Raw genomic sequence first — 12,670 nt, 5'->3', positions numbered from 1 at the left:
GGCATGGTGCTATCCGCACTTGTCGATGCAAAAGCTGTTGCAACTACATTAAACAAATAAGGAGAGATTATAATGAACAACATTACTTTCAACAAATCAGACTTTATCGGACTTGCAAGTGGAGCTACTCTTCTTACGGCTTTCATTTATACACTTGCTCAAGGTCTTGTTTAACACTTTGTTTCCCCAACCCCCTTTATATAGAAAAAGCTGCTCGTCTTATAGACAAGCAGCTTTTTAGTTTGTTTCATATACAATTTGACCTGTTTTCGTAATATCATATCCGCCAATCGCATTTAATTCATTATGAAATTCTTTCGATTGCAGAATGTCTTTCACAACTTCAATCAACTCTTCATTTTCTTTATTCTTCAAAATTACTAAATCATACTGTTCTTTCATGATTGGAATAAAGTCCACATTTACAATTTGCGAAAACTTTTCTGAACCTACTCCTACATCAGCTTTTCCATTTGCAACTTGAGTGGCAACACCAAGATGATTCGATTCTTCCCATTCATATCCACTAATATCAGCTTTATTTAATTTTTGGATTCGTAATTGTTCATCCACTAACACTCTAATACCAGAACCCTTTTCTCGATTCACAAACTTTATAGTGGACCCGGATATGTCAGCCCATGTCTTTATTTTCTTCGGATTTCCTTTTTGAACATAAAACCCTACATTTCTGGACAATAAATTAATCATAAGACATGGCTGTCCTACTAAAATACGTTTTACGTAAGGAATATTATATGTACCCGTTTCACCATCAAACAAATGCAAACTAACGATACTTCCTTCTCCTTGATACATTTTCACTAAACTCGTTAAGCTACCTTGATACGCTCTTAAAACATTAGAACTTGGCAAACGATTTTCTATACGTTTAGCTAACATATCTAACGTTAGTTCTTGACCACTAATAATACACGTGTTCAAGATACTACTACCATCGTTTTTTACAGGATTAACTTGTACTTTTCCTGTTTTCATTTGCTTTATATATTGATCTAAATCTGCTGCATCAATGCGCATCTGTCTACCAACTCTATAAGAAGGAAGTTCTCCTTTTTTAATTAAGTCGTATACAGTTAATTTTGATACTTTTAATCGCTTTGCTACTTCTTCCGTTGTGTAGGAATGATGATCCATAGACGATTCCTCACTTTCTCCTTTCATTGTAACAAAGAAAAGAATATTTCTCCTATTTTTTAAAAATAGATATATGTTCAAATTATATTCAATTATAACTAGTTATAATTAGTTATATTTAGTTATAATTAGATGTATCAAAATGAAAGGGGATTTTTTTATGAATAAATTTACATTACGTTCCATCGGGGCACTTATACTTTCTTTCCTTCTTATATTTAGCGCTGCTTGTACAAGTGGGGAAAAGCATACAAAGTCAACTGCTAAAGAGGATAAAACAGTTGAACTGACTATCTCAGCTGCTGCAAGCTTACAAGATGCATTAAAAGAAATCAAAAAACAATATAAAGAAAAAGAGCCAAATATCAAACTTTCTTTTAACTTCGGTGCTTCTGGAGCACTTCAACAACAAATTGAACAAGGTGCACCTGCTGATTTATTCTTCTCAGCAGCAGAAGATAAATTCCAAACCCTTGTAAAGAAAGGATTCATTAATGAAAAAGAAGGGAAAAATCTTCTTGGAAATGAACTAGTTCTAGTCATCCCTAAAGATAGTTCTCTTACAAAATTTCAAGATTTAAAAGATGAGAAAATCAAAAAAATTGCACTTGGTACACCTGAATCTGTACCTGCTGGCAAATATGCAAAGGCTTCTCTAACACACGAAAACCTTTGGAATGATGTTCAAAATAAAGTCGTATTTACAAAAGATGTTCGCCAAGTGTTAACATATGTAGAAACAGGGAATGTCGATGCTGGTATCGTATACAAAACAGATGCTCTCATTTCGGATAAAGTAAAGATTGGTGAGACAGCAGCAGCTACTTCTCATGAGCCAATCCACTATCCTTTAGGTGTTATAAAGGAATCTAAACATAAGAAAGAGGCGACTTCATTTTATGAGTATTTGCAGTCAAAAGATGCACAATCTATCTTTAAGAAATATGGATTTACAGTTCTGTCGTAATTACTATGAGCATTGATGCTATTTTATCGCCTGTCTTTCTATCTTTAAGAGTAGCTGCGTGCGCCACTATTCTCGTTACAATTTTAGGGACAATTGTCGGGCGAGCACTAGCTCGCTCCTCATGGCGATATAAAGTACTATTAGAAACCATATTTTTATTACCAATGGTACTTCCACCAACTGTTATCGGCTTCTTTCTCATTATCATCTTTGGAAACAACAGCCCGATCGGAAAGTGGGTTGAATCATTATTTCAGCAGTCTATTATGTTCACATCTACTGCTGCGATCATCGCTTCTACAGTTGTTGCATTTCCGCTTATGTACCAATCAGCGAAAACGGGATTTTCTATCGCAAATGTACAAATTGAAGAAAGTGCTCGTGACCTTGGCGCAAGTGAATATCAAGTTTTTCTGCACGTTACACTTCCACTCGCATTTCCTGCCTTACTAAGCGGGATGATTTTGAGCTTTGTCCGCGCGCTCGGTGAGTTTGGTGCTACACTTATGTTTGCCGGGAACATTCCTGGTAAAACACAGACAATCCCAACTGCAATTTACATGGCTATTGATGCAAGTAATATGCAACTCGCCTGGACACTTGTAGTTATTACTATCGTTATGTCACTCTTATTTCTACTATGTATTCAACTTATTAATAAAAGAATTACTAACTCTTAAAGCAGCTTTTTTCGAAGCTGCTTCTTTATTTCTTAGGAAATAAAATATACCAACGGGAAATAACTGAATTTTACCTCTTATTAAAATATACATTTTATTTGAATTCACTTTCTAAAATAGGCAATTTCCTGTTATTATATGGAGGTGTTTCAAAAAATGAAGAAATGAAAACGCATTTATATCGTGAATTCTTCATCCTGTTTTAGCGATCGGTAATCTTCTACTCTATTAGTGGGGCATTACCGATCGTTAGAACGATATGTAACTATATTGGTATAGCAAACCGAAGGGAGTCTTGTAATGGACATTTTATTAGCGCTTCTTCCTGCAATTGCATGGGGAAACATCTTATTAGTAAGCGTAAAAATGGGCGGTGGTGCATATAGCCAAACGGTAGGTATGACAATCGGTGCTCTATTCTTCGCAACAATTATGTATGTATTTACTCAACCAGCTTTAACAATGACAATCTTAATTGTTGGTTTTATTTCAGGTTTATTCTGGGCTTTAGGACAAGTAAACCAATTAAAAACAGTTGAAAAACTAGGTGTTTCAACTACTGTAACGATTTCTACTGGTATGCAACTTGTTGCAACTTCTATCTTTGGGGTTATCGCTTTCCGTGAGTGGACTACTACTACTACGATCATTCTGGGAACGATTGCAATCCTATTAATCGTAGTTGGTGTTGTATTCACATCATTAGATGATAAAGAAAATGCTCAGCCACCTGGACAATTGAAAAAAGGACTTCTTACTTTAATTGTTTCTACTTTCGGCTATCTTGTATATGTAATTATTATTCGTTGGTATAATATCGATGGTTGGTCTGCTATTTTACCACAAGCAGTTGGTATGTTTGTTGGTGCAGTTGTACTGACGTCTAAACATAAACCATTTAACAAATATGCAATCCGTAATGCTTTGTCTGGTTTACTATGGGGAACTGGAAACTTATTCTTACTTCTTTCATTACCACGTGTTGGAGTAGCAACAAGCTTCCCATTATCTCAAACTGGAATCGTTATCTCAACATTCGGTGCGATTGTATTCTTAGGTGAAAAGAAAACAAAACGCCAATTGATCTTTATTGCACTCGGTAGTGTTTTAATTATCGGCGGCGCTGTATTACTTGGTATGACAAAAGCATAATCTTATATTCTATTAGTAAACCCCTGAAGCATATATGCTTCAGGGGTTTTTCAATTCTAATTATTTTCTAGATATAATTATTTGTATGTTCTTGCCCCTTATAATTGCTCTTCCACTCTAGCAAACCAGCTACACATATAAAGAGATTAATAACAGCTAATATTAGCATGAATTTCCGCCTTCTCATTATCCATTCCATCTACGGTAAGTCTTTTCTTTTTACAAAATTCTCTTAAAGATGATATCGTTTTTATAACATATCTCTACTAGAAAGGAATAACGGATATGCTAACTAAACATCGAATTTTATTTATTGGTGCCGGTCGTATGGCAGAAGCTATATTTTCCGGATTACTTAAAACAAGCAAAGAGTACATCGAAGAAATTATCGTCTCTAACCGAAGCAACGTAGAAAAGCTAAAACAGTTACAACATCGATATAATGTGTCTACTGCAACAGATTGGAAACAGCATGTTACATCTGTTGATACGGTTGTTTTAGCAATGCCACCTTCTGCTCATGAAGAGTTATTAGCTGAGCTATCTCCGTTACTATCAAATCAACTAGTCGTAACAGTCGCAGCCGGCATTGGACCATCTTATTTAGAAGCTAGACTCCCAAAGGGCACGCCTGTTGCTTGGATTATGCCTAATACAGCTGCTGAAATTGGAAAATCTATCTCCTTATATACAATGGGACAATCAGTAAACGCGATGCATCAAGAAACCCTGCAACTGCTTTTAAAAGGTATTGGTACTTCGCAACTTTGTACTGAGGAAGAAGTTCATCAGCTTACTGCAGTTACTGGAAGTGCACCAGCCTTCCTTTATTACTTTGCTGAAAGCTTAATTGAAACAACAAAAAGTTATGGAGTCGATGAAGAAACCGCAAAACATCTTGTCATTCAAATGATTTCTGGCTCTGCTTCTATGCTCGAACAAACGCAAAATCCAGCTAACCTCCGCGAACAAGTAACAACGCCAGGTGGTTCCACAGCTGAGGGTCTCAAAACTTTATACGAATATAATTTTTCAGAGGCAATTCAAAAAGCAATAGAAGCAACAAACAAAAAAGCTAGGGGGAAATAATATGATTTTAACAAGTTTAAAAGACTATACAACATTACATAACGGTGTAAAAATGCCTTGGTTTGGTTTAGGTGTTTTTAAAGTAGAAGATGGTTCAGAAGTAATTGATTCTGTAAAAGCAGCAATTAAAAATGGCTACCGCAGCATCGATACTGCAGCAATCTATCAAAATGAAGAAGGCGTTGGACAAGCGATTCGTGAATCCGGTGTTTCACGCGAAGAATTATTTATTACCTCAAAAGTATGGAATAGCGATCAAGGATATGAAACAACACTTCAAGCATTTGAAACTACATTAGAGAAATTAGGTCTAGAATATTTAGATTTATATTTAGTACATTGGCCTGTAAAAGGGAAATATACCGAATCATGGAAAGCATTAGAAAAACTTTATAAAGATGGCCGTGTTCGCGCTATCGGTGTGAGTAATTTCCTCATTCACCACTTACAAGACGTATTTGAAATTGCTGAAATTAAGCCAATGGTCAACCAAGTGGAATACCACCCACGTTTAGCACAAGAAGAGTTACATGCATTCTGTAAAGAACATAATATCCAGCTTGAAGCTTGGTCACCATTAATGCAAGGACAACTACTAGATAATCCAACGTTACAAGAAATTGCGACAAAATATAATAAATCAACTGCGCAAATTATTTTACGCTGGGATTTACAAAACGAAGTTGTAACAATTCCCAAATCAATTAAAGAACATCGCATTATTGAAAATGCAAACATCTTCGACTTTGAATTAAATGCTGATGATATGAAAGCAATTCAAGCTTTAAATGAAGATCGTCGCGTTGGTCCAGATCCAGATAACTTTAACTTCTAGTAGAAAAACCACTGCCCTATGCAGTGGTTTTTTCGTTTAAGAAAACTGAAAATTTAAACTATATTTCATTTAGTTGACACTTCATTATTCAAGGTGTAAGATTTTGAATTATCAAAGAAACACAAAAATTAATAAAATTTATTCGTTTACTCATTGTATCAAGAGAGGTGGAGGGACTGGCCCTTTGAAACCTCGGCAACAGGTTCATTTTGAATACTGTGCCACTTCCTGCAAGCTTTATGCTTGAAAGATAGAATGAGGGACTTCGTTTATATACGGGTGCATAACTTGTATGTAAAAATCCCTCTTTCTCAATATGAAAAGAGGGATTTTTTATTTTTCATTTCCCTCATCATCATCCAAACTTAATTATTTAGGAGGAAAATCAAATGAAAAAGAAGTTTGTACCCGGTATTGCATCAGTTGTAGGAGTAAGTATTTTATTAACTGGTTGCGGTAGTTATAAAAACGAAGCAAGCGGAGCAAATGCAAAAGACGAGGCACCTAGTAAACAGGTTTTAAACTTATCTTCACCTACTGAAATACGAACAATGGATACGGCTCGTGCTACAGATACTGATTCTGGTCAAGTAATGCGAAACGTATTTGAAGGTTTGTATAATCTTGGTGAAGGTAACAAACCTGTTCCTGGTGTTGCAAAATCTCATGAAGTAAGTGGCGATAAAACGAAATACACATTCCATTTGCGAGATTCAAAATGGTCAAACGGCACTCCTGTTACAGCTAAAGATTTTGTGTTCGCTTGGCAAAGAGCCGTAGATCCAGCAACAGCCTCTGAATATGCATTTCTATTCTTTGATATTAAAAACGCAACAAAAATTAACAACAAAGAACTTCCAGCCGACCAACTTGGTGTAAAAGCAGTTGATGACCATACGTTTGAGGTAGAATTGGAGCGTCCTGTTCCGTATTTTATTAGCTTAACAGCGTTCCCAACATTTCTACCAATTAACGAGGAATTCTTTAAAGCACAAGGTGATAAGTACGCTTTAGAAGATAATACAATCTTGTACAACGGAGCTTTTACACTAAGCGATTGGAAGCACGAACAAAGCTTTAAATTCAAGAAAAACCCTACCTATTGGGATAAAGATACTGTCAAACTAGAAGAAATCAATTTTAACGTCGTAAAAGAAAAATCAACAGAAGTAAATTTATTCGAGTCAAAACAATTAGATCGTATAAAACTAACATCTGACTTCGTCGATAAATATAAAAAAGATGCTAACTTTAAAGAACGTCCAAACGTAGGCGCACAATTTTTACGTATGAATCAACAAAACAAAGTGCTTCAAAACGTTTCTGCACGCCAAGCAATTGATCAAACAATTGATAGAAAATCCTTTGTAAATACGTTATTAAATGATGGATCTACACCAACATTTGGTCTCGTTCCAAAAAACTTTGCAAAAGGACCTGAAGGAAAAGACTTCCGTACTGCAAATGGCGATTTAACAAAAGTTGATACAAAATCTGCACAAGAGTTATGGAAAAAAGCTAAACAAGAGCTTGGTTCTGAAAAGATAACATTAGAATTATTAACGAGTGATGCTGACCTTGATAAGAAAACTGGTGAATTCTTAAAAGGACAACTAGAAAAGAATCTAGATGGATTAACAGTAAATATAAAACCGCAACCGCGTAAGCAACAAGTTTCGCTTTTATTAAAAGGTGACTACGAAATCGGAATTGATGGCTGGAGCCCTGACTTTGCGGATCCAATTACATTCCTTGAGCTATTTACAACGAATAACCCTTATAACTTAGATCATTACTCTAATAAGGAATTCGATGAAACAATAGCAAAAGTGAAAACAACTTTAGCTGGTGATGAAAAAGCTCGCTGGGAAGCATTACTAGCATCCGAGAAAATATTATTTAAAGACTCTGTTATCGCTCCTCTTTACCAAAAAGGCGAATCTTATTTAGAACGTTCTTATGTGAAAGGAATTGTGCAAGTAGACTTTGCAGGGCAATTAAACTTCAAGTGGGCAAAAATTGAAAAATAAAGTGAAACTTTAATAAGTGGGGGTTTCTTCATCCCCACTTATTATTAGCCCACACCAATTGTTTTTTTAGCAAAATATATTTAAAATAGGTTCTCTCACACATGAGAATCTGCTTTTTCAATATATTATTCTAAGAAATTAACAATCTATTTTTATTATTGACATATAGTTCTTTTCAGTGTTAATATTCTAAATAATCAAAGAAACGAAATATTTCACCATCAAAATATAATGTCTACTACGTTGAAACATATAACGATAGATTATAGATCAACATGTATATACATATAGAACACCTGATTACCTATAAACAAATATTTATAATAGGTTTTATCTCCTTCTATAGCTACTTCAGACATGGACATTATGACGTTACGAACAACACATTTAGGGAGGAACGAACAATGAAGAAAAAAGTTATACCTGTTGTTGCATCTGTTTTAGGGGCAAGTCTATTACTAACTGCTTGCGGGGGAAATAAAGATAATGCAAGCGGAGCGAAAGCAAACGATAAAGCACCTGATAAACAGGCAATTAACTTATCATTCGCTTCAGAAATTCCAACAATGGATGTTGCAAAAGCAACGGATGGGGAATCCATGAACGTAATGCGCAATGTTTTTGAAGGGTTATATGCAATGGGAGAAGATAATAAACCGGTTCCTGGTGTCGCTGAGTCGGTTGACATTAGTCCCGATAAAACAAAATATACATTCCATCTGCGTGATTCAAAATGGTCAAACGGTACTCCTGTTACAGCAAAGGACTTTGCCTTCGCTTGGCAACGTGCCGTAAATCCTGATACAGCAGCTGAATACGCATTCTTATTCTTCGATATAAAGAATGCGAAACAAATAAACCAAAAACAATTGCCAATTGATCAACTAGGGGTCAAAGCTGTCGATGACAAAACGTTAGAAGTACAACTAGACCGTCCTGTTCCCTACTTCTTAAGCTTAACGACATTCTCAACATTCTTACCAATTAATGAAGAGTACTTAAAATCTCAAGGTGATAAATATGGTTTGGAAACAAATCATTTAATTTACAACGGTGCTTTCACATTAGAGAACTGGAAACATGAACAAAGCTTCCAATTGAAGAAAAACCTTAACTATTGGGATGCTAAAACGGTAAAATTAGAAGAAATCAACTTCAATGTCGTTAAAGATAAGTCTACAGAAGTGAACTTATATGATTCAGGACAAATTGATCGCGTTGCTTTAACTGCAGAGTTTGTTGATAAATATAAGAGCGATCCAAACTTCAAGGAACGCGCTGAAGTCGGCATTCAATTCTTACGACTAAATCAGAAAAATGAAACATTAAAAAATCAACATGCACGCCTTGCTATTAACGGCGCAATGAATAAAAAAGCTTACGTAGAAACAATTTTAAATAACGGCGCTGTTCCAGCTGAAGGAATGGTTCCTGCGAAATTCGCAAAGAGCCCAGAAGGCAACGACTTCCGTAAAGAAAATGGAAATCTAGTCAAGGATGATGTGAAAACAGCGAAAGAAAACTGGAAAAAAGCAAAACAAGAACTTGGTACTGACAAAGTAACAATCGAACTATTAACAAGTGACAATGCTTTAGCTAAAAAGACTGGTGAATATTTAAAAGGTGAATTAGAAAAAAACTTAGACGGATTAACAGTGAATTTAAAACCACAACCACGTAAACAACAGCTAAAACTACTATTAAGTGGTGACTATGAAATTGGTATTGACGGCTGGGGCCCTGACTTCGCTGATCCAATTACATTCTTAGATCTATTTACAACAGATAGTGCTTATAACTTCGATAAATACTCTAACAAAGAGTACGATGAGCTAATTCATAAAGTGAAAACAGATTTAGCTGGCGATGAAAAAGCACGCTTTGAAGCAATGAAGCAAGCTGAAAAAATTCTATTACAAGACGGCGCTGTCGCTCCTTTATACCAACAAGGTCGTTCTTACTTACAACGCTCTTTCATTAAAGGACTTGTAACAACTGACTTCGGTGGTGAGTTTAACTACAAGTGGACAGAAGTTGCAAAGTAACAAAAGTAAAAGGTATCCCATGAAGGATACCTTTTTACTTTTATACAACTTTAACTACAGAGCTTCCTCTTCCCTTTGCCATTCCTTTTATAGCTAAAATCATACCTGCTACTAATTGTATAACCAATACAATAACTAATAATGAAATAATATTTCTTTCTAAACTAACTCCTCCAAATATTATTGTATAATAACCATTTCCTGCATATATTGCAGGAAATAATTCACCAATTGTTTGATATGTTTTAGAAAGCATTTCATGTGGTACAATTACACCCAAACTTACAAGTTGTAACGATAGTGAGATGATATTGAAAATCATACCTGCATCTCCAAAAACAGTTACAACCATTTGTGTTAATGAAAGAAAGGCGAAGAAGACTATTGTCAATAATCCTCTTTTCCTTCTTTTTGCATTGAACCAAAACTCATCATAAATATAAACACAAACATCAAATATGTTCTCCACGTCAAAGAAGGTATATGCCCTGACCAAAGATAGCTAACTAAATAATTAATTCCCATAATACAAGACGATATTACTAAACTAATACTTATTAGTTTTACATATTTGAGCATATCTTTTCTCCTTGTTTTTTATTTTTCTACTTCTTCAAATTGTAGATTCACTGGCTCTTCTAAAAGTGTTTCATAAAAGTTCTCTGCCAAATCTGTTGAAGGAATTTTTTCATCTACTTCATCAAATCGAATACTATCTAGCCACACACAACCTTCTCCTGATAATAAAACACCAAATGCAATACCAAGTGCTTCTTCTTTTATATCTAATACAACCGAGTACGATTGCCAGTTATTCGTATTTTTAATGGGGCGATTTTGCATATTATCCATAGCGAGCGGTTCTGTATCTTTTCCATCTACTCGCATCCACAATCCTGCCCAATCTCTTACATTTTCACTCTTAATAAATGCTGTAAAACGTAATCTCTTTCCTACATATTTATCCGCTCGGAACATTTGCATTAATGTTGAAAATCCTCCGTGCGTAACATTCTCTTTTGCTTTTATGTATGCAGATACTTTCCCCTGATGGACAACTTCATAATCTAAACCCATCTCATATTCAGCAGGATGACTTCCACTTAAGATCCATCCTTTCGGTATACCTTTTTGCATTGAAACACCCTCTCTTTCTATATAAAATGACTGAAAGTACTTTCGATATTTCTTTGGTGGCAATTGAAACATTCTTTTAAAAGCTCTCGTAAATGCCTCTTGTGAGGAAAAACCGTATTGCACTGCAATATCAATAACAGCTCTCTCCGTTGACACTAAAACTTGCGCAGCATGAGTTAACCTTCTCTTTCGAATATAATCTGTTACACTCATCCCAACATATCTTTGAAAGATGCGATGAAAATGGTACATCGATACTGCACTGTGAGATGCCACTCTTTCTGTTGTAAGCTCCTCATGTAAGTGATTCTCTATATATTCAATTGATTTTTTTATTATCTCTTTATATTCTTCATGCATTTTAGCCCCTCCTCACAACTTCAATTTACCATATACATACAAATCTTTTTTGATTTAAATTGCGGATTAGCCCTTGCAACTACAGAATAATAATTTATTTTCAACACATACATAATTACATGTTTTTGGGAAAAACTTGTATAGAACGAATTTACATAAGGAGGAATTTATAATGAGAATTCTACTATCAGTTTTATTAGCTCTTATGCTAGTACCTGCATTAACAGGATGTAAAGCTCCTGCAAAAGAAGACACAACTTCTAATAAAAAGACGACTGAAGAAGCAAAAAATGAGGCTCCTGCAGATTTAAAACTAAACTTCAATGAATTCGATTTAAAGGCAGACTACCAAGATACAAAGAAAGACTACGAAGCAGACTATAAAAATGTAGCAGCTGATAAGAAAATGGAAGCAAAAATTGAAGATCATAAAGCAGATGTAAAATTAACAGGAGACGAGGCTATCACAAAATTAAGCCCACTCTTACAAGAATTAAAATTTGATAAAAATACTGCTGACCAAGAAGTAATCGATCAAGTAGTGAACGTGTTCAAACTTGATAAAGACTATCAAAAATTTGATTTAGAAGTTGTCTTCTCTGATGGAACGAAAAAAGAATACAAAAGAGAAATAAAATAAAGAAGTAGGCGGTAGTAAGAAGAAAAAATAACCTTGCACAGGCAAGGTTATTTTTTCATTTCTGCTTGAAAACGTTTATAGTATGTTGATGCTGTTGCAAAATTAATTTCTATATCACGAATCAACGATGAATCTTCTTCTTTAGCTAACTTCTGTAATTTTTTCATTGCTTGCTCCGATTCATTCAAGAAACCAACATATACTTCATGTTCTTGCTCTTTCGACTTCGGCACACGAATTTCTTTACGTATATGATCAATATCTTCTAACATGCTCGTTGTTACCTTTTGCACATCTTCTTTATATGTAGCAGTCGTTATTTCCTTACCGCCCTTTTCTTTTGCTACTTCAAATAACTGCAGTGCTTTATTAATTTCTTTATTCATTTTCGTATCGTATTTTTCATGTACTGCACGGTATTCTTTCATCTCTTCTGTTTGTTCTGTAGATTGCTCTACCTTTTCTTTCGGTTCTTTCGTATCTTTATTTCCATTACATCCTGCTAGAAGGAGCATTCCTCCCATTACGGCAATACCCAAAACCTTCTTCATCTCTTCTTCTCCTTTTATCTACAACT

At 34.9% G+C, this 12,670-nt stretch carries 14 protein-coding genes and 1 riboswitch; of the genes, 9 read left to right on the top strand and 5 right to left on the bottom strand.

Annotated features, from left to right (window positions below):
- The first annotated feature begins 72 nt into the window (after positions 1-72).
- Positions 73-174 carry a DUF3948 family protein gene (locus ACTFRY_RS27470; RefSeq protein ID WP_001060018.1) on the top strand — a complete coding sequence of 34 codons (102 nt, stop codon included), beginning with the start codon at positions 73-75 and terminating at the stop codon, positions 172-174.
- A gap of 63 nt (positions 175-237) precedes the next feature.
- On the opposite strand, the gene ACTFRY_RS27465 is transcribed toward ACTFRY_RS27470, so the two are convergent.
- Positions 238-1,158 (bottom strand): substrate-binding domain-containing protein, encoded by a 921-nt coding sequence (locus ACTFRY_RS27465; protein ID WP_016119003.1) that lies wholly within the window; start codon positions 1,156-1,158, stop codon positions 238-240.
- 160 nt (positions 1,159-1,318) lie between these two features.
- Between ACTFRY_RS27465 and modA the strand changes: the two genes are divergently transcribed.
- The 7 genes from modA (at position 1,319) to ACTFRY_RS27430 (ending at position 9,956) form a co-directional block, all read left to right on the top strand.
- On the top strand, positions 1,319-2,125 hold the full coding sequence (modA, locus tag ACTFRY_RS27460; protein ID WP_098617138.1) for a molybdate ABC transporter substrate-binding protein: 807 nt from the start codon (positions 1,319-1,321) through the stop codon (positions 2,123-2,125).
- A gap of 5 nt (positions 2,126-2,130) precedes the next feature.
- On the top strand, positions 2,131-2,805 hold the full coding sequence (gene modB / locus ACTFRY_RS27455) for a molybdate ABC transporter permease subunit (protein WP_016119001.1): 675 nt from the start codon (positions 2,131-2,133) through the stop codon (positions 2,803-2,805).
- A 300-nt stretch (positions 2,806-3,105) separates the two neighbouring features.
- Positions 3,106-3,957, top strand: coding sequence for a GRP family sugar transporter (locus ACTFRY_RS27450; RefSeq protein WP_000353544.1), 852 nt, complete (start codon positions 3,106-3,108; stop codon positions 3,955-3,957).
- A gap of 285 nt (positions 3,958-4,242) precedes the next feature.
- Positions 4,243-5,046, top strand: coding sequence for a pyrroline-5-carboxylate reductase (proC, locus tag ACTFRY_RS27445; RefSeq protein WP_016119000.1), 804 nt, complete (start codon positions 4,243-4,245; stop codon positions 5,044-5,046).
- Position 5,047: 1 nt separating this feature from the next.
- Positions 5,048-5,881: an aldo/keto reductase gene (locus ACTFRY_RS27440; protein WP_098617139.1), complete on the top strand. Its 834-nt coding sequence runs from the start codon at positions 5,048-5,050 to the stop codon at positions 5,879-5,881.
- A 152-nt stretch (positions 5,882-6,033) separates the two neighbouring features.
- Positions 6,034-6,138, top strand: a riboswitch (SAM riboswitch).
- 132 nt (positions 6,139-6,270) lie between these two features.
- A complete protein-coding gene (locus ACTFRY_RS27435; RefSeq protein ID WP_098617140.1) occupies positions 6,271-7,911 on the top strand; it encodes a peptide ABC transporter substrate-binding protein in 1,641 nt (546 codons plus the stop codon).
- Positions 7,912-8,315: 404 nt separating this feature from the next.
- Positions 8,316-9,956 carry a peptide ABC transporter substrate-binding protein gene (locus ACTFRY_RS27430; RefSeq protein ID WP_023520842.1) on the top strand — a complete coding sequence of 547 codons (1,641 nt, stop codon included), beginning with the start codon at positions 8,316-8,318 and terminating at the stop codon, positions 9,954-9,956.
- Between the two features lie 40 nt (positions 9,957-9,996).
- Here ACTFRY_RS27430 and ACTFRY_RS27425 read toward each other — a convergent pair whose 3' ends face one another.
- Genes ACTFRY_RS27425 through ACTFRY_RS27415 form a run of 3 tightly spaced genes read right to left on the bottom strand, consistent with a single transcriptional unit; the run spans position 9,997 to position 11,453 of the window.
- A complete protein-coding gene (locus tag ACTFRY_RS27425; RefSeq protein ID WP_000156941.1) occupies positions 9,997-10,347 on the bottom strand; it encodes a hypothetical protein in 351 nt (116 codons plus the stop codon).
- Positions 10,344-10,535, bottom strand: coding sequence for a hypothetical protein (locus tag ACTFRY_RS27420; RefSeq protein ID WP_000922547.1), 192 nt, complete (start codon positions 10,533-10,535; stop codon positions 10,344-10,346). The genes ACTFRY_RS27425 and ACTFRY_RS27420 overlap by 4 nt, the downstream gene beginning before the upstream one ends.
- A gap of 18 nt (positions 10,536-10,553) precedes the next feature.
- A complete protein-coding gene (locus tag ACTFRY_RS27415) occupies positions 10,554-11,453 on the bottom strand; it encodes a helix-turn-helix transcriptional regulator (RefSeq protein ID WP_000544203.1) in 900 nt (299 codons plus the stop codon).
- A gap of 172 nt (positions 11,454-11,625) precedes the next feature.
- Here ACTFRY_RS27415 and ACTFRY_RS27410 point away from each other — a divergent pair, with 172 nt between their 5' ends.
- Positions 11,626-12,093, top strand: a complete 468-nt coding sequence (locus tag ACTFRY_RS27410) for a YusW family protein (RefSeq protein WP_001221553.1) — start codon at positions 11,626-11,628, stop codon at positions 12,091-12,093.
- Positions 12,094-12,140: 47 nt separating this feature from the next.
- Here ACTFRY_RS27410 and ACTFRY_RS27405 read toward each other — a convergent pair whose 3' ends face one another.
- Complete coding sequence (locus ACTFRY_RS27405; protein WP_000756518.1) at positions 12,141-12,644, bottom strand: hypothetical protein; 504 nt, start codon at positions 12,642-12,644, stop codon at positions 12,141-12,143.
- Positions 12,645-12,670 lie beyond the last annotated feature (26 nt).

It is taken from the genome of Bacillus cereus group sp. MYBK195-1, from assembly GCF_051916605.1.
Taxonomy (GTDB): Bacteria; Bacillota; Bacilli; order Bacillales; family Bacillaceae_G; genus Bacillus_A; species Bacillus_A cereus.
Note: the sequence above shows the minus strand (reverse complement) of the source record. Positions and strands in the feature narration are given on the sequence as shown.